This is a genomic window from Vibrio sp. 2017_1457_13 (assembly GCF_030851525.1).
GTDB lineage: Bacteria > Pseudomonadota > Gammaproteobacteria > Enterobacterales > Vibrionaceae > Vibrio > Vibrio metschnikovii.
This window is the reverse complement of sequence record NZ_VHTA01000008.1, coordinates 209,471-226,877: the sequence shown is the minus strand read 5'-3', so window position 1 is coordinate 226,877 and position 17,407 is coordinate 209,471. Positions and strand designations below refer to the sequence as shown.

22 protein-coding genes are annotated in these 17,407 nt (G+C 45.6%); 13 read left to right on the top strand and 9 right to left on the bottom strand.

The window, feature by feature from the left end:
* Positions 1-6: 6 nt before the first annotated feature.
* From ibaG to mlaF, 6 genes are read right to left on the bottom strand one after another with little or no spacing between them, the layout of a single operon-like run.
* On the bottom strand, positions 7-261 hold the full coding sequence (gene ibaG / locus FKN88_RS13295; protein WP_004394594.1) for a BolA family iron metabolism protein IbaG: 255 nt from the start codon (positions 259-261) through the stop codon (positions 7-9).
* The gene (locus FKN88_RS13290) at positions 254-580 is read right to left on the bottom strand and encodes a lipid asymmetry maintenance protein MlaB (protein WP_040904013.1); all 327 of its coding nucleotides are present in this window, start codon (positions 578-580) and stop codon (positions 254-256) included. Before FKN88_RS13290 ends, ibaG begins: the two co-directional genes overlap by 8 nt.
* Complete coding sequence (locus tag FKN88_RS13285; RefSeq protein WP_154170073.1) at positions 577-1,215, bottom strand: phospholipid-binding protein MlaC; 639 nt, start codon at positions 1,213-1,215, stop codon at positions 577-579. Before FKN88_RS13285 ends, FKN88_RS13290 begins: the two co-directional genes overlap by 4 nt.
* Positions 1,216-1,218: 3 nt before the next feature.
* Positions 1,219-1,707: an outer membrane lipid asymmetry maintenance protein MlaD gene (gene mlaD / locus FKN88_RS13280; protein WP_154170071.1), complete on the bottom strand. Its 489-nt coding sequence runs from the start codon at positions 1,705-1,707 to the stop codon at positions 1,219-1,221.
* Positions 1,708-1,709: 2 nt separating this feature from the next.
* Positions 1,710-2,501 carry a lipid asymmetry maintenance ABC transporter permease subunit MlaE gene (gene mlaE, locus FKN88_RS13275; RefSeq protein WP_154170069.1) on the bottom strand — a complete coding sequence of 264 codons (792 nt, stop codon included), beginning with the start codon at positions 2,499-2,501 and terminating at the stop codon, positions 1,710-1,712.
* Positions 2,491-3,294 (bottom strand): phospholipid ABC transporter ATP-binding protein MlaF, encoded by an 804-nt coding sequence (gene mlaF, locus FKN88_RS13270; protein ID WP_040904029.1) that lies wholly within the window; start codon positions 3,292-3,294, stop codon positions 2,491-2,493. The genes mlaE and mlaF overlap by 11 nt, the downstream gene beginning before the upstream one ends.
* A gap of 371 nt (positions 3,295-3,665) precedes the next feature.
* Here mlaF and FKN88_RS13265 point away from each other — a divergent pair, with 371 nt between their 5' ends.
* From FKN88_RS13265 to mgtE, 12 genes are all read left to right on the top strand, one after another.
* On the top strand, positions 3,666-4,631 hold the full coding sequence (locus FKN88_RS13265; RefSeq protein ID WP_154170067.1) for a calcium/sodium antiporter: 966 nt from the start codon (positions 3,666-3,668) through the stop codon (positions 4,629-4,631).
* Between the two features lie 14 nt (positions 4,632-4,645).
* Positions 4,646-5,620 (top strand): KpsF/GutQ family sugar-phosphate isomerase, encoded by a 975-nt coding sequence (locus FKN88_RS13260; RefSeq protein ID WP_004394588.1) that lies wholly within the window; start codon positions 4,646-4,648, stop codon positions 5,618-5,620.
* Complete coding sequence (gene kdsC / locus FKN88_RS13255) at positions 5,620-6,177, top strand: 3-deoxy-manno-octulosonate-8-phosphatase KdsC (protein ID WP_154170065.1); 558 nt, start codon at positions 5,620-5,622, stop codon at positions 6,175-6,177. Before FKN88_RS13260 ends, kdsC begins: the two co-directional genes overlap by 1 nt.
* The gene (lptC, locus tag FKN88_RS13250; protein WP_306687540.1) at positions 6,174-6,737 is read left to right on the top strand and encodes an LPS export ABC transporter periplasmic protein LptC; all 564 of its coding nucleotides are present in this window, start codon (positions 6,174-6,176) and stop codon (positions 6,735-6,737) included. Before kdsC ends, lptC begins: the two co-directional genes overlap by 4 nt.
* Positions 6,718-7,215 (top strand): lipopolysaccharide transport periplasmic protein LptA, encoded by a 498-nt coding sequence (gene lptA / locus FKN88_RS13245; RefSeq protein ID WP_040904005.1) that lies wholly within the window; start codon positions 6,718-6,720, stop codon positions 7,213-7,215. Before lptC ends, lptA begins: the two co-directional genes overlap by 20 nt.
* 2 nt (positions 7,216-7,217) lie before the next feature.
* A complete protein-coding gene (gene lptB / locus FKN88_RS13240; protein WP_004394585.1) occupies positions 7,218-7,943 on the top strand; it encodes an LPS export ABC transporter ATP-binding protein in 726 nt (241 codons plus the stop codon).
* Between the two features lie 99 nt (positions 7,944-8,042).
* A complete protein-coding gene (locus FKN88_RS13235) occupies positions 8,043-9,497 on the top strand; it encodes an RNA polymerase factor sigma-54 (RefSeq protein WP_004394584.1) in 1,455 nt (484 codons plus the stop codon).
* A 23-nt stretch (positions 9,498-9,520) separates the two neighbouring features.
* Positions 9,521-9,808, top strand: a complete 288-nt coding sequence (gene hpf / locus FKN88_RS13230) for a ribosome hibernation promoting factor (protein WP_004394583.1) — start codon at positions 9,521-9,523, stop codon at positions 9,806-9,808.
* Position 9,809: 1 nt separating this feature from the next.
* Positions 9,810-10,262: a PTS IIA-like nitrogen regulatory protein PtsN gene (gene ptsN, locus FKN88_RS13225; protein WP_004394582.1), complete on the top strand. Its 453-nt coding sequence runs from the start codon at positions 9,810-9,812 to the stop codon at positions 10,260-10,262.
* Positions 10,263-10,270: 8 nt separating this feature from the next.
* Positions 10,271-11,131, top strand: coding sequence for an RNase adapter RapZ (gene rapZ / locus FKN88_RS13220; RefSeq protein WP_154170061.1), 861 nt, complete (start codon positions 10,271-10,273; stop codon positions 11,129-11,131).
* 6 nt (positions 11,132-11,137) lie between these two features.
* A complete protein-coding gene (locus FKN88_RS13215) occupies positions 11,138-11,416 on the top strand; it encodes an HPr family phosphocarrier protein (protein WP_154170059.1) in 279 nt (92 codons plus the stop codon).
* 158 nt (positions 11,417-11,574) lie between these two features.
* Complete coding sequence (mgtE, locus tag FKN88_RS13210; protein WP_004394579.1) at positions 11,575-12,930, top strand: magnesium transporter; 1,356 nt, start codon at positions 11,575-11,577, stop codon at positions 12,928-12,930.
* Between the two features lie 71 nt (positions 12,931-13,001).
* Here the strand turns inward: mgtE and pmbA are convergent, their stop codons facing one another.
* Positions 13,002-14,345 carry a metalloprotease PmbA gene (pmbA, locus tag FKN88_RS13205; RefSeq protein WP_154170057.1) on the bottom strand — a complete coding sequence of 448 codons (1,344 nt, stop codon included), beginning with the start codon at positions 14,343-14,345 and terminating at the stop codon, positions 13,002-13,004.
* A 111-nt stretch (positions 14,346-14,456) separates the two neighbouring features.
* Here pmbA and yjgA point away from each other — a divergent pair, with 111 nt between their 5' ends.
* Entirely contained in the window at positions 14,457-14,984 is a 528-nt protein-coding gene (yjgA, locus tag FKN88_RS13200; RefSeq protein ID WP_154170055.1) for a ribosome biogenesis factor YjgA, read from the top strand.
* 112 nt (positions 14,985-15,096) lie between these two features.
* Here yjgA and thiQ read toward each other — a convergent pair whose 3' ends face one another.
* Both thiQ and thiP read right to left on the bottom strand, forming a co-directional pair.
* Entirely contained in the window at positions 15,097-15,810 is a 714-nt protein-coding gene (gene thiQ / locus FKN88_RS13195) for a thiamine ABC transporter ATP-binding protein (RefSeq protein WP_004394576.1), read from the bottom strand.
* 3 nt (positions 15,811-15,813) lie between these two features.
* Positions 15,814-17,406 carry a thiamine/thiamine pyrophosphate ABC transporter permease ThiP gene (gene thiP / locus FKN88_RS13190; RefSeq protein WP_217541286.1) on the bottom strand — a complete coding sequence of 531 codons (1,593 nt, stop codon included), beginning with the start codon at positions 17,404-17,406 and terminating at the stop codon, positions 15,814-15,816.
* Position 17,407: the final 1 nt, after the last annotated feature.

Genomic DNA, 17,407 nt, shown 5'->3' with positions numbered 1-17,407 from the left:
AAAACCTTACAGCGACATCAACTTTTTATTGCGAGCCCACTCTTGTGGGGTGAACGTTTTGATTGATACCGCGTGAATATCATTACGCTGAATGTACGCCATTAATGGAGCATAAATCAGTTGCTGTTTTTTCACTCGACTCATCGTCTCGAAGCTCGCATCAATCGCGATCACTTCATAATGGCTACCCTCACCTTTGACATGTAGCTCTTCAAGGTTGAGCGCTTGTTGTAATAATTGTTGTACTTGTGTGCTATCCACAATTCACCCCTGCTAATGGTTGAATATGTTGAGCCATCATCGCTTCGATGTTGCTCAACTGAAATAATGTGCGCAGTTGTTGTGGCACAAAACTCAGCATTATATGACAGTTTTGTGTTTTTGCATGCTCTATTAAGTGAATGAGCATTACCATCCCCGCAGAATCGATACGTTGTACCTCTGCTAAAGAAATCTCGCATTGCAAAGCCGTCGGTTGCCAAGTTTGTAAATGACGCCACAAGTTAGGAACGGTTTCTCTATCCAGCGCGCCTTTTAATAAGGCGTGTTCAGGATTGGTCATTTGCCATTGCTCACTCATTGTGACTCACTCTCAAAACGGATCGGTTGCTCTGATAAGCGTTGCAACTCTTTCGCGACCGCTAAGATCCCGTCTTGACGGATTTTACCGCTCCACTCAGATTGCTTACTTGATAACAAACTGATCCCTTCTGCAATCATATCAAATCCTTTCCATTCTCCATTTCTCTCCTGACGCAGACGGAATTCAATTTTCACATTCGGTCTTGGTGGGTCGATCAGTTCCACCTGTACGCCAGTAATCCGTCGCCCTTCTGGGACTGGAACTTCAGGAGCAAACTCAACGCGCTGATCGTTATATTGAGTTAAGGCTTGTGCATAGCTTGTCACCATATAAGCGCGAAACGCCGTAATGAACTGGCCAACCTCTTCACGATTAGCCCCTTGTAAATGTGTGCCGAGTAGTTTCAACGCTGCATACTGCTCATTGATGTAAGGCATCAGCTCTTCTTCAACAATGACTTTAAGATACTCAGGATTGTCGCGAATCTTAGGTTGTTCGGCTTTTAAACGAGCAAATGACTTTTCTGCCACTTGTTTCATCATCTGATAAGGCTGCGTTTTATCAATCACTTCGGCTTGAATTGCCAATGAAAAAAACAGGCCTAGTACTAAAACCCAATACCGTTTCAACATGATTTACTCCTGTTTTTTACTGTCTGAACTGCCGACGCTGTACAGCACTTGGCCGATTAAATCTTCCAATACCAGCGCTGATTTGGTGTCTTCAATATGATCACCATCTTTGAGCATTTGCTCATCATCAAAGACAAATCCGGGCACTAAACCTATGTATTGCTCACCAATTAATCCTGAAGTGAGTATTTTCACACTGGAGTTTTCAGAAAACTGATCATATCGACTATCGATTGCCATGGTCACAACCGGCAATAAACGATGACGATCCAGCTGAATATCGGATACGCGCCCCACGACTACACCACCCACTTTGACTGGTGAGCGAACTTTCAAATTGCCGATATTATCGAACTCAGCGGTTAATGAGTAAGTATCGTTTGAACCTAACCCTTTCACGTCAGCTACGTGAAAAATCATAATAAGAATTGCGCAAATTCCTGCTAGCACAAAACTCCCTACCCAAAATTCTACTTTTCGTGTTTGCTGCATGTTTAATTCCCAAACATCAATGCGGTCAGAACAAAATCCAGTGCTAACACCGCCAAAGACGAGTGTACCACGGTACGTGTTGTCGCTCGGCTAATCCCTTCTGAAGTAGGAATAGCGTCATAACCGTTAAACAGCGCGATCCAAGTTACCGTGATCGCAAAGACCACACATTTGATCACGCTGTTACCAATATCTCTACCTAATTCAACCGACGATTGCATTACCGACCAAAAACTACCTTGATCAATACCTTTCCAATCAACGCCGACTAAATGCCCACCCCAAATGCCTACTGCCATAAAGATCATCGCCAGTAAAGGCATAGAAATCAGTCCAGCCCACAAACGTGGGGCAATGATTCGCTTAAGCGGATCCACGGCCATCATTTCTAAACTGGAGATTTGTTCGGTAGCTTTCATTAAGCCAATTTCCGCCGTCAACGCCGAACCGGCTCGTCCCGCGAACAGCAATGCCGTGACAACAGGGCCAAGCTCACGCAATAACGACAAGGCCACCATTTGCCCTAAGCTGGTTTCAGCCCCAAAATCAACTAGGATTACATAACCTTGCAAGCTGAGAACCATGCCAATAAACAGGCCTGAGACGATAATAATCGCCAGAGACTGTACGCCAACGCTGTACAATTGTTTAATCAGCAGAGGTAAATGTTGGATCGGTCTTGGTCTTCCCACCAGAGCCCCAAACAGCATCAAGCTCGCTCGCCCAAAAGATTCGCCAACGCCTAAACAGCGCCGACCAAAGCGACTGATTGCTTGCTCCCAATTATTGGCCATCAAACAAGTCCTTCTCTATCGACTGCGCAGGAAAACGAAAAGGAACAGGCCCATCCGCTTCACCGCGTAAAAATTGTTGCACGCGTGGATCTGGGTTATTTTCCAGTTCTTGCGGCGTACCAAAAGCAATCACCTTGCCATCCGCCAATAAATAAACCCAATCAGCAATACTCATCACTTCAGGCACATCATGAGACACCACCACCGACGTTAAACCTAATGCTTGATTTAAGTTACGGATCAGCTCAACCAGAACTCCCATGGTGATAGGATCTTGGCCAACAAACGGTTCATCGTACATGATCAGTTCCGGATCAAGCGCGATGGCTCGCGCCAAGGCGGCTCGACGTGCCATACCACCAGACAGCTCGCTTGGCATTAAATGGGCAGCTCCGCGTAAACCCACCGCTTCAAGCTTAAGAAGGACCAGTGTTTTTATCAACGCCTCGTTTAATTTCGTATGTTCGCGAAGTGGAAAGGCGACATTATCAAACACATTAAGATCGGTAAATAGAGCACCTGATTGGAAAAGCATGCTCATTTTTTTACGGGCTTGATAAAGCTGTTTACGTGATAAATGGGGAATATTATCGCCATCAAACCAAATGTCACCGGCTTCAGGCAGGAGTTGACCACCAATCAAACGTAACAAGGTCGTCTTGCCTATTCCAGAAGGCCCCATAATGGCGGTGATTTTCCCTTTCGGTACCTGCAGACTCACCTGATCAAAGATGAGACGATTGGCTCGGGAAAAGGTTAACTTATTGATGGTCACTAGATCAGTTTCGGACATACTCTCGATTCGCTGTTGTGGTTTTCCATCCAGATAATGCGCAATCATAAGCAGATTAGGCCTAAATTAAAAGCGCTGTTCAATTAGTCATTCGACAAGCCCTCTCTCCGGCCAGTGATATTTTGCTCTAATAACCTTACATCACTGACGATAAGAAGAGTGATGAAAACGTCATCGAACCTTTGACTATCCGGAAAAATCGGTAACAAAGTGTAAGTAAAGCGTCCGATTTCTCTCAATTAAGCGCAATCACGCATGAAAACCCTTGATAAAAATGCCACAATAAATGTTATCTTCGACTTCCCTTTTAGTGACCAACACGTCAAAATTAGCGGTTACTCATTCATTTTTTATTGAGATTAGGAATCGCCATGCTCGAAGCCACTGGATTACTGATTGTCGGCCTGATTCTACTGGTTTGGAGTGCCGATAAGCTGGTTTTTGGCGCTGCCGCCATCGCACGTAACGTCGGTATTTCTCCCTTAGTTATCGGGATGACTATTTTAGCGATGGGCTCATCAGCCCCTGAAATGATGGTTTCAGCTACCGCCGCTTTAGATGGCAAAACGGATACCGCGGTGGGTAACGTACTCGGTTCGAACATCGCCAATATTGCGTTGATCCTCGGCATCACGGCATTAATTAAACCATTATCAATCAGTTCAATGGTCTTGCGTCGCGAATTACCACTGATGGTTGGCGTGACGTTATTATCCGGTCTTCTGCTCTGGAATAGCTATTTAGGCTTTTATGAAGGTATTCTGCTGTTTGTTCTCTTTGCGGTGTTTATCTTAGCGATGTTACACATTAGTCGTAAAGAGCAGCAAAATGGTGATGCCTTATTGGCTGAATGTGAATCAGAGATTCCAAGCGATGTGAGTAATAAAAAAGCCATCATCTGGGTCGTTATTGGTCTAATACTACTGCCTTTTGCGGCCAGCATGCTTGTTGATAACTCAGTGATCATTGCCAAGTATTTTGGTATGAGTGATTTGGTTATCGGACTGACGATTATTGCCGTCGGAACCAGCTTACCAGAACTTGCTGCCTCGCTGGCTGGAGTATTAAAAGGTGAAGATGATATGGCCGTCGGCAATATCATCGGCTCGAATGTGTTTAATATTCTTGCCGTAATGGGTATTCCTGGGATTTTAAACCCATCGATACTGAGCGATAGCGTCATGGGCCGTGACTTTTGGGTCATGTTAGCGGTCTCATTATTACTAGTGATCATGGCCCTTGGTAAATCACGCAGTATTAACCGTCTCGAGGGTGCTGTACTGTTTATCATATTCATTGCCTATCAAGGGTATTTATTGATGAATATGGCTGCTTAATGTAGGGAATGGGAATGTCTGAAAACTTTGATTACCGCCGTGTTGCTCAGCAAGTGCTGGCCACTGAAATTGCCGGATTACAACAATTAGAACAGTACTTTAATGCTGATTTTACTCAAGCGTGTGAAATGATTATCGCGAATAAACAGGGTAAAGTCGCCGTAATGGGGATCGGTAAATCTGGGCATATTGGTAAAAAAATTGCCGCGACGTTAGCCAGTACAGGCACTTCGGCTTTTTTCGTACACCCAGGCGAAGCCTCGCATGGCGATCTTGGTATGATAGAACGCGGTGATATTGTGCTTGCCATTTCTAACTCTGGTGAATCTTCTGAGATTCTAGCGCTATTTCCGGTATTAAAACGGCTCAATAATCGCATCATCAGTATGACTGGTAACCCCCGTTCAACCATGGCGAACTTGGCCGATATCCATTTACAAATCACCGTTCCTGAAGAAGCCTGTCCGCTAGGTTTAGCGCCGACATCAAGCACCACAGCGACGTTAGTCATGGGCGATGCATTAGCCGTTGCACTTCTGCAAGCACGGGGGTTTACCGCTGAAGATTTTGCGTTATCACATCCTGGTGGTGCTCTTGGCCGTAAATTACTGCTTAAGCTATCGGATATCATGCACCAAGGAGAAGCGCTGCCTAAAGTTTCGCCTAATGCACTGATCAGAGAAGCACTACTAGAAATCAGTCAAAAAGGCTTAGGCATGACCGCCGTCGTCAGCGACGATGATCGCTTAGTGGGGATTTTCACTGATGGCGATCTGCGCCGAATTCTCGATAAACGAGTGGATATTCATAGCGCGACTATCGAGCAAGTCATGACGCAAAACCCAACCGTTGCTTCCCCCCACCTACTCGCGGTAGAAGGGCTAAACTTAATGCAAGAGAAACGCATTAATGGCTTAATGCTGGTCGATAACCATAAGTTGGTTGGCGCTTTAAATATGCACGATCTACTCAAAGCAGGAGTGATGTGATGACTCAACCAATCACCACTTTATATGGCCAAGTGGATGCCAACGTATTCGCCATCGCTAAGCAGATCCAACTGCTGATTTGTGATGTTGACGGTGTGTTCTCTGACGGGTTGGTCTACATGGGTAACCAGGGGGAAGAGCTAAAAACCTTCCATACCCGCGATGGCTATGGCGTAAAGTCTCTAATGAAAGCGGGAATTCAGATTGCGATCATTACAGGTCGTCAGTCAAAAATAGTCGAAAATCGCATGAAAGCGTTAGGTATTTCACTGGTTTACCAAGGCCAAGATGATAAGCTCAGTGCTTATCACGATATTTATCAAAAGCTGGCCATTGCCCCAGAACACACCGCTTATATTGGCGATGATCTGATCGATTGGCCCGTCATGGACAAGGTCGCACTCAAAGTATGTGTCGCTGATGGACACCCTTTGCTGGTTCAAAAAGCCAATTATGTCACTCATATTAAAGGGGGACATGGGGCGGTACGTGAAGTCTGTGATCTTATTTTACAAGCTCGAGATCAACTGGAAACCTATCAAGGTCTGAGCATATGAGCTTGACTCGTATCCTTTATCTTTGTTTATTTTTTGTTGCTGCTTGGTCGGGGTATTATCTGCTGGATAAAGATCAATCGACGGCGATTCAAGTTACCCCAAATTTTGAGCTGCCGATGTTCAGCGGCAAACATCTCAACAACGTCACCTACAATCAACAAGGTGTACGGAATTATGAGATTATCTCACAACACTTAGATTTTTATGCGGAAAGTGGCAACACGACGTTTGAGTATCCCGTCCTTAAAGTGTATCGAGATGGAACAACCCAAGAGTGGCAATTAACGGCAAAACGCGGAATTCTCACTAAACAGCAAGTGTTGATCCTTTATGATGACGTTGTGGCCCATAATTTATTGGCCGATTCTAGCTTTGAACGACTCACAACCAGTAAATTTAGCATTCAACTTGATAATCGTGACTTTTGGTCTGATAGCCAAGTCACGTTGATCGGGCCACAGTTTGAAACTCACGGGCAGGCGATGAAGGGTAATTTGTCTGACCATTCGGCGGTTCTCTATAACCATGTACAAGGTAGATATGAAACTTTCACACCTTAGTCTTTTGGCTTGTTTATTTGCTTCGGCACCGACATTGGCTCTGTCTACTGATACCCAACAGCCCATTCATATCAACTCAGATAGCCTGCAGTTGGATATGAAGAACAACCGAGTGACCTATATTTCTAATGTTAAACTGGTTCAGGGCAGTATTAATATCAATGCTGAACGACTGGTCGTGATTCGTAATCCGGAAAACGGCAAAATCGAACAAATTGAAGGTTATGGCAATCCTGCCACCTTTTCCCAGTTGACCGATGAGGGAAAAACCTTGCACGGTCAAGCAAAGCAGCTGTATTACAAAATGGCTGACGACGAACTGCTGATGATTGGTCAAGCGATGTTAGCTCAAGATGACAGCGAGATCCGGGGTCAGCAAATTCGCTATCAGATCTCATCACAAAAACTGATTGCTGATGGACAGGGATCGGAACGCGTCTCTACCATTCTTCAACCTCAAGCCGTGCAGCAAGATTAATTATGTCGATACTCAAAGCAGAACATTTAGCCAAAAGCTATAAAAAACGTAAAGTTGTCTCCGATGTGAGCCTACAAGTTGAATCTGGGCAGATCGTCGGTTTACTTGGCCCCAATGGTGCCGGTAAAACCACCTCATTCTATATGATTGTTGGCTTGGTCGCGCGCGATGAAGGTTCGATCATGATCGACGATAAAGACATTAGCATTTTGCCGATGCACAGCCGATCACGACTAGGCATTGGTTATCTACCGCAAGAAGCCTCGATTTTTCGCAAATTATCGGTCGAGGATAACATCATGGCGGTCTTACAAACGCGTGAAGAAATGACCCATGAAGAGCGACAAGATAAACTTGAAGATCTTCTCGAAGAGTTTCATATCCAACATATTCGTCATAGTGCCGGCATGGCACTGTCAGGCGGTGAACGCCGCCGAGTAGAAATTGCCCGCGCATTGGCTGCCAATCCGAAATTTATCTTACTCGATGAGCCATTTGCTGGCGTCGATCCGATTTCAGTCATTGATATTAAGAAAATCATTGAGCACTTGCGCGATCGTGGACTGGGTGTGCTGATCACCGACCATAACGTACGAGAAACCCTCGACGTGTGTGAAAAAGCCTATATTGTCAGTCAAGGACGTTTGATTGCCGAAGGTACACCACACGAAGTCCTGAATAATGAACAAGTAAAACAGGTTTATCTTGGTGAACAATTCCGTCTATGATTACAGTACGACTACTTATCGATGATCAGTAGGATAGGCATTAACGTCGCAGGATAAACATCAAGTAAGGCATCACCTAGACAAGGTAGTTAATACTGAATGAAACCTTCATTACAGCTCAAGCTTGGTCAACAGTTAGCCATGACTCCCCAGTTGCAGCAAGCCATCCGTTTGCTGCAACTCTCTACCTTGGATCTACAACAAGAGATCCAAGAAGCTTTGATCTCTAACCCGCTACTGGATGTTGAAGAGACCATTGAAGAGTTCTCCGCTAACGACAACTCTGCGCGCAATGAAGACCCAGCTCCCAGTGCAGAGGCGAGCGAACCAGAAGACAGTTCACAATTAATCGAAAAATCAGAAATCAGTGCCGAACTAGAAATGGACGCCACTTGGGATGATGTCTACAGCGCTAACAGTGGCAGTACGGGGTTAGCCTTCGACGATGACTTACCGGTTTATCAAGGAGAGACCACCGAAACGCTACAAGATTATTTATTGTGGCAACTGGATCTGACCCCCTTTAGTGATACCGATCGTACCATCGCCCGAGCGTTAATCGACGCGATCGACGATCACGGTTACCTCACTGTCCCGCTGAGTGAGATTTTAGAAAACTTCGCAGAACAAGAGATCGAACTCGATGAAGTAGAAGCGGTTCGCAAACGTATCCAACAGTTTGATCCCCTTGGCGTCGCGTCGATCAATCTGCAAGATTGCTTATTACTGCAATTGGCAACCTATCCGAGTGAGACACCTTGGTTAAGCGAAGCCAAACTGCTACTCACTGATTACATCGACCTGTTGGGTAATCGTGACTTTAAATTGATTGTTAAAGAGAGCAAACTCAAAGAAGAGGCCTTACGTGACGCGCTACAACTGATTCAACAGTTAGATCCTCGTCCAGGTAATCGAATCTCTCAAGAACAAGCAGAATATGTCGTTCCCGATGTCTCGGTTTATAAAGACCGAGGTAAATGGCAAGTCAGCATTAATCCCGATAGCGTCCCGAAATTAAAGATCAATCAGCAATACGCTAGTCTTGCCCGCGGTAATAATCCTGACAGCAACTACATTCGGTCGAATTTGCAAGAGGCAAAGTGGTTAATTAAGAGCCTAGAAAGCCGAAACGAGACCTTGCTCAAAGTTGCCAAGTGCATAGTTGAACATCAACGCGATTTCTTCGAATATGGCGAAGAAGCCATGAAACCGATGGTGTTAAATGACGTGGCACAGATCGTGGAAATGCATGAGTCAACCATTTCTCGAGTGACGACCCAGAAATACATGCACACCCCACGGGGTATTTTTGAATTAAAGTACTTTTTCTCAAGTCATGTCAGTACCGATAATGGCGGAGAGTGTTCATCGACTGCGATTCGCGCCCTGATTAAAAAATTGGTGGCGGCAGAAAACCCAGCGAAACCATTAAGTGATAGCAAAATCGCAGCCCTACTCGCTGATCAAGGGATTCAGGTAGCAAGACGGACCATTGCAAAATACCGTGAATCCTTGGCGATTGCGCCCTCGAGTCAGCGGAAACGCCTGTTATAAGGCCCAACAGAGAAGGAATGTCTATGCAAATCAATATCCAAGGCCACCACATTGATCTTACCGATGCAATGCAAGACTATGTTCATTCGAAGTTTCAAAAGCTTGAGCGCTTTTTCGAGCATATCAATACCACTCAAGTGATTTTACGGGTTGAAAAACTTCGCCAGATCGCCGAAGCTACGCTCCACGTAAACCAGGGAGAAATCCACGCGACGGCAGACGATGAAAATATGTACGCCGCGATCGACAGTTTAGTGGATAAACTCTCTCGTCAACTCAACAAGCATAAAGAAAAGCTAAGTAGCCATTAACATGCAATTAAGCGAAGTACTCTCATTGGACTGCACCAAAAGTGCAGTCCAATGTTCTAGCAAGAAACGAGCATTAGAAATCATCAGTGAAATCGCCGCTCAACATACTGGTCAAAATGCCACTGAGCTGTTTGAATGCATGCTCAGTCGTGAAAAAATGGGCAGCACTGGCATCGGCAATGGTATTGCGATTCCCCATGCCCGAATGACTGACAGTGAAAAGGCGGTCGCCGTATTGATTCAGTGTGCTGAACCGATTGAGTTTGATGCCATTGATAACCGACCGGTTGATCTTTTATTTGCTTTACTGGTTCCAGAAGAGCAGTGTAAAGAACACTTGAAAACCTTATCTTGCATGGCCGAACGCCTCAACGACAAGCAAATTCTTAAGCAGCTCAGACACGCCGAAAGCGACCAAGAGCTATACGATATTATGCTCAATCAACCTCAATAGGTCTTGTGATGCGTTTAATTGTAGTGAGTGGTCAATCTGGCGCGGGGAAAAGTGTCGCCTTACGAGTCCTTGAAGACTTAGGTTACTATTGTGTCGATAACCTGCCCGTTAGCTTATTAGATGCCTTCATACAATCGGTGCAAGACAGCAAACAAAATGTCGCGGTGAGTATTGATATACGTAACTTACCGAAAGAACCGAGTTTGGTGGAAGATGTCTTAGACCAACTCAAAAAAAATAATGATGTCAGTGTACTCTTTCTGGACGCCAGTAAAGAGACACTGCTCAAACGCTACAGTGAAACACGCCGCATTCATCCCTTATCATTACAAGATGATAAACCGACCTTAGCTCAAGCCATCGAGCGGGAAAAGTGTCTATTAGCGCCATTAAAAGAGCAGGCGGATCTGTTACTAGACAGCAGCAATCAATCTTTGCATGAGCTGAGTGAGACCGTACGTATGCGAGTCGAAGGGCGTGAACGGCGTGATTTAGTGATGGTCTTCCAATCCTTTGGCTTTAAATATGGTATACCAAGCGACGCGGATTACGTATTTGATGTGCGTTTTTTACCCAACCCTCACTGGGAGCCAGATTTACGCCCTCTCACTGGACTGGATGCACCGATCAAATCGTTTCTTGAAAGTCACAGCGATGTGATTGAATTAAAACTGCATATTCAACGTTTTTTTGAATATTGGTTACCGCTACTGGAAAAAAACAATCGCAGTTATTTAACCATTGCGATTGGCTGTACAGGCGGCAAACATCGCTCGGTGTATCTCACTCAACAGCTCGGTGAGTACTTCGCCCAACTGGGTCATCAAGTCCAGATACGCCATCATTCATTAGAGAAACATCAAGGATAATCCCTTATGGCACACGAGCATCGTACAGTCTTCATTCAAAATAAACTGGGGCTACATGCGCGAGCTGCCGTTAAACTGGTCGAGCTTGCTCAATCTTTTCAAGCTGTGATTACCATTAAAGGCGAAGATGAGAAGCAAGCCACCGCGGACAGTGTGATGGGCTTACTGATGCTCGAATCGGCTCAAGGACAGAGAATCTCTATTTGTGCCGATGGTGACGATGCCAGCACCGCTCTGGATGCGGTATGCCAACTGATTGAAAGTAAATTTGATGAGAGCGAATAAGCGTTATCGAATCTTCTTCACCTATCCCTACCGTCGAATGTTAATTCGTTGTTAATCCCATTGACATTGACCGCTCCAATATCTTCAGGTTACTTGATTCGTAAATTAAGTTACTATTCTGTCTATTGTCAAAAACTTAATAACCGTGAGGAGGAAGCATGGCCGAACCGATTGAATTTGACCAAGCTCATAACACCCTCCAAGAAATTACCGAAGCGCTAGAAAATGGTCGCTTTGTTCATGTGCGCAGGCAACTGCAGGACATGGAACCGGAAGATATCGCCCACCTGTTAGAAGCCTCTCCCCGCAAAGCTCGTGATGTTTTGTGGCAATTGACCGACCCTGAAGATTACGGCGAGATCCTTGAAGAGCTCAACGAAGACGTCAAAGATGCGTTAGTCTCGAAGATGGCCCCAGAGATGCTCATCGAAGCAACCGAAGGGATGCACAGTGACGATTTAGCTTATGTACTGCGTAGCTTACCAGATGACGTCTCTCGTGAAGTATTGGCACAAATGGATGCCGCCGAGCGTCAACGTGTCGAAACAGCAATGTCTTATCCAGAAGATACCGCTGGCGGTCTGATGAATACTGACGTCATCACTATTCGTGGTGACGTTGATGTTGATGTTGTGCTGCGTTATTTACGGATGAAAGGCCAACTGCCCTATGCCACAGACTCACTGTACGTCATTGACGAAGAGAGCAAACTGATTGGTTACCTACCTTTAGCCACCCTCATCACCACTCAGCCTGACATTCAAGTCAGTGAAGTGATGGAAGATGCCGATGAAGCGATTAAGGTCGATGCCAAAGACTCGGATGTCGCTAGTCTGTTTGAGCGACGTAACTGGGTCTCTGCTCCAGTGGTCGATGAGCACCAACATTTAGTAGGTCGAATTACCATCGATGATGTGGTGGATGTAATTCGTGAAGATGCCGAGCACTCAATGATGAGTATGGCGGGTATGAACGACGATGAAGATACCTTTGCCCCCGTGTTAAAATCAACTCGTAAGCGCAGTATTTGGCTGGGTGCCAACGTCTTAGCGGCACTGACCGCGGCTTCGGTGTCGAATATGTTTGAAGCAACATTGGAGCAAATGGCTGCCATTGCGGTATTAATGACCATCGTCCCCTCTATGGGGGGGGTAGCCGGTAATCAAACCGTAGCGTTGGTGATCCGTGGATTGGCTCTTGGCCACATTGGTGATAGTAATAAACGCGAACTGTTGCTTAAAGAGGCCGCGATCGGCTTTTTTAATGGCATATTATGGGCACTGATCATTGGTGCCATCGTCGTGTTATGGAAAGGAGAATGGCTGTTGGGTGGGATTATTTCTGCCGCCATGATGGCCAACCTATTCATTGCGGGCGTCGCGGGTGTGACGATTCCTATCCTACTCAAAAAAATGAATATCGATCCCGCATTAGCTGGTGGTATGGCATTAACCACCGTGACCGATGTAGTCGGTTTATCGGTTTTCTTGGGTTTAGCGACACTACTGATTTAGCGACATCGTTTTAATGTCGGATGACTCAAAGCGCTGATGGTATTCAGCGCTTTGTGGCCTAGCCGTTAGCGTTATTCGCCAGCAACTTTCATTGATTCGATCAACATCGAACCCGTTTGAATTTGTGAACGAGTTTCGACATCAGTTCCGACCGCCAGCAATTGCTTAAACATGGTTTTTAAGTTACCAGCAATGGTCACACCAGAAACGGGATACTGAATTTGGCCATCTTCCACCCAAAATCCTGCTGCGCCGCGAGAATAATCCCCAGTCACCGTATTCACACCTTGCCCCATCACCTCAGTAACCAACAAACCACTGCCCATTGTTTTGAGTAATTGATCAAAGTCTTGTCCTGTAGAGGTTATAAACCAGTTATGGATCCCACCGGCATGGCCTGTTGGCTGCATATTCATCTTCCGTGCGGCGTAGCTGGTTAATAAGTATGTTGCTAGAACACCATCGGTGATGATCTCTCGGTCAATCGTCGCCACCCCTTCACTATCGAAAGGGGTCGAAGCAAGGCCGCGCAATAAGTGTGGACGCTCATTAATCGTGAACCAACTAGGCAAAATTTGCTGACCTAAATGATCCAACAAAAAAGAGGATTTACGATACAGACTGCCACCACTGATCGCCGTCACTAAATGGCCCATTAAGCCAGTCGCGACTTCGGCAGCAAACATCACCGGATATTGACCCGTTTTCAGTTGGCGAGCATCCAAACGTTGGATGGTTTTCTCTGCCGCTTGTTGACCAACACGCTGGGGTGTCCATAAGTCATCCCGATGACGTGCCACCGTATAGCTGTAGTCACGCTCCATCTCGCCATTTTTGCCTTCACCGATGACGCTACAACTGATGCTGTGACGACTCGAAGCATAACTGGCTAATAAACCGTGGCTATTACCATAAACTTTGACGCCGTAGTGACTGTCGTAGCTCGCCCCATCGCTTTGTTTGATTTTACTGCTGTAGTTGAGAGCTTCACGCTCTGCAGCAATGGCAATCGAAGCAGCGCGATCAGGGTTTGGCTCATCAGGATGAAACAAATCTAACTCTGGAATATCTTTAACCATTAACGCTTTGGGCGCTGGGCCAGCATACGGATCTTCTGAGGTATAGTGAGCAATATCTAAAGCCGCTAATACGGTCTGATGAATGGCTTTCTCACTCAAATCAGAGGTTGATGCACTGCCTTTACGTTGACCTCGATAGACGGTAATCCCCAAGGCACCATCGCTATTAAATTCAACATTTTCCACTTCACACATATGAGTGGAAACACTTAACCCGGTACTTTTGCTGATTGCCACTTCGGCGGCATCCGCTTGAGCAGAGGCCATATCGAGTGCTTTAGCTACCGCCGCTTCAAGTTCGGCACGTTGGATCATCACTTGCTGTCTAATATCCATCTCTCATCCACAACTAATTGAGCTTTTATCGTCTTAGGATAACAAGAATTTCGCTTTCTCCCCACGATTCTTGCTAAAATAGCAGAGATAAATAACTAATTAGTGAAGACTATGGCGCGTAAAAACCAGAAAGCCCCTTGGGAAGAGGAAGAAGAGATCATCTTAGTCAGTAAGACTGAGCTGAAAAATGACATGATTGTCTTACAAAAACTCGGTGAAGAGTTGGTGGAGTTAAAACCATCTGCCTTGCAAAAAGTCCCGCTACCAGAAGAGTTAGCCGAAGCGGTGAAAGATGCACAACGCTTTAAAAACGAGGCACGTCGCCGTCAATTACAGTACATTGGTAAAATGATGCGCCACGTTGATCCGGAGCCGATTCAAATCGCTTTGGATAAATTGCGCAATAAACACGCTCAAACTACCGCTATCTTGCATAAGATAGAGCAATGGCGGGATAAAATTGTTGAACAAGGTGATAGCGCGATTGAAGCTTTGATGGAGCACTATCCTGAAGCCGATAGACAGCGTTTACGCCAATTGGCTCGTCAAGCCAGTAAAGAGAAACAAGGTCAAAAGCCGCCCAAAGCGGCGCGAGAAATTTATCAAATGATCAAAACCCTTTATGGGCAAGATAGCTAAACTTCTCAGCCGTAGGAATAAAAACGTTCGCCTTCAATAACCTTCACTCACGGGGGATTGAGGGCAAAACGGAGCAAAGGTTAACGAGCAGATCAACCGGTCATCGTGACCATTAGCTACGATGACTTCCTGCTCGAACAAACTCGCTAAATAATGGGTGAGCGTTGCGCTCGTGCAACTGCTCAATCTCGCCGGTCACCTGAACTTGACCTTGAGCTAAAAACGCAAAGTGACTAGCAATGGTTTGAGTATCGTTAAGATGATGCGTGACCATCAATACCGTCACTGAGCGCGCTTTAGCTAATGATTTAACTAATTCCAACATTTCTTCACGTAATAACGGGTCAAGAGCCGAGAAAGGTTCATCCAACAACCAAATAGGATGAGCTTGTACAAAACATCGCGCCAAGGCTACCCGTTGTTTTTGGCCGCCGGAGAGTTGCTCAGGCAAACGCGTTAGTAACGCTTCAAGCCCGACTTGCCGTGCGGCCTCAACCACTTGTTGTCGCTGGCTATCAGTTAATTTAAGACTTGGATTTAGCCCGAGTGCAATATTTTCCCAGACGGTGAGATGATGAAATAAATTGTGGTCTTGAAACAACATTGCAAAAGGTCGCTGATGCGGCGGTTGACCGAGCACAGAGTGCCCCTCAACCTCAACCTGACCACTTTGAGGGTCGATAAAACCGGCAATTAAACTGAGCAACGTTGACTTACCTGCCCCACTGGGTCCCATCAACGCCATGATACTGCCTTGCTTGATCGTTAAATCAAACATGAAACTCTCATCTTGATATTGATAAGTAAGCTTTGCAATATTTAGCATGATTTACTCTCTCTGTTTAATCTGCAATAGCCGTTCAACGCCGTAATAAAGCCCCACGCTAAAGACCAATAAAGCCAATGACACTACTGCGGCAGCCTGCATCTGATAGCTACCCATGAGTTGGTATAAGTACAGCGGGAGGGTGCGAAACTGCTGACTACCAAATAGCGCTACCGCACTCAGGTCCCCCATGGAGACTAAAAAACTAATGATGAAAGCGTGGGCAAACGGCTTTTTCAGCGCTCGCCACTCAATCAGTCGCAAACGCTGCCAACCCCTTAAACCAAGGCTGGCACACAATAAATGGTACTGCTGAGCAATATGCAACATCGGTTGCGATAAGGTTTTAATCACATAAGGCAGAGCCATAACACTATTGACGACGACCACCAACCAATAAGCCATGCTAAAGATATCGACCATTTGACGCAGCAACAAAAATAACCCGGTACTGATCACTAAGCCGGGCGTAACCAGAATAATGGTGCCAATCCATTCAATACTATTGGCTTTAATAGGTTGTTGATTGATTCGCCAATGACGACTCGTTATAACAATCGCACATCCTGCAAGTAACGCTATCGCACCGGTAACACTGGCCACTTGAAAAGAGGCTGCGGTGGCAAGCCAAAATTCCTGACTACTCAACACTTGCCACAGGTAGCTATTTAAACCACTTAAAACCACCATCAGTAAAGGAGGAATGACTAATAAGATCACCACACCAATCCACATTCCATCCCAGAGTTGTTTTAGTCGACTGTCCCCCCCCCAAACTTGGACAGGATAATTTCCCCCTTGAGTTGCGGGCAAACAACGACTAAACCATTGCATCGAAAAGTATAACAATCCACACAATAACATCTGCCAAATGGCTAACAGTGCCCCCGTAGCCAAATCAAAATCAAACTTAATCGCTTGATAAATCGCTAGCTCAATCGTTGTCGCTTTCGGTCCTCCGCCTAATGCCATAACCGTAGCAAAGCTGGTAAAACAGAGCATGAATACTAGGCTAGCGACATGAGGTAATTGTTGGCGCAGTCTTGGCCACTCAACCCATTTAAATTTTTGCCAACTGCTCATGCCTAAATGGGCGCATAACTTGTGCTGCTCAAGTGGAATCGCGACCAAACTTTGCAACAATAATCGACTTGCGTAAGGTAAATTAAAAAACACATGAGCCAATAAAATTCCGTTTAAACCATAAATCGAAAAAGGCAGACGGATGTGCCAATAGCCAAGTATCTTGGCGACTAATCCTTGATTACCGTAAATCGCGAGTAAACCAAATACCCCGACTAAAACGGGTAACACCAAGGTCATCGCAAACAGCTTGAGGAGAAGTTCTTTACCTTTAAAGCGGCGACGACTTAAAGCGTGAGCGACTGGAATAGCAAAGCCCACACTCAGTAACGTAGAAAAAAATGCTTGATAGAAACTAAACCAAGTAACATGACGGTAATAAGCGTCATGCCATAATTGACTAATCGCAAAAGAAGGGGCTTGCCACAATAAAGCGGCCAATGCACTAATAACTAGGGCCGCAACTAATGCTGCGACCCCTATACCTAATTTAGGCGTCGTTGATAAGATCATC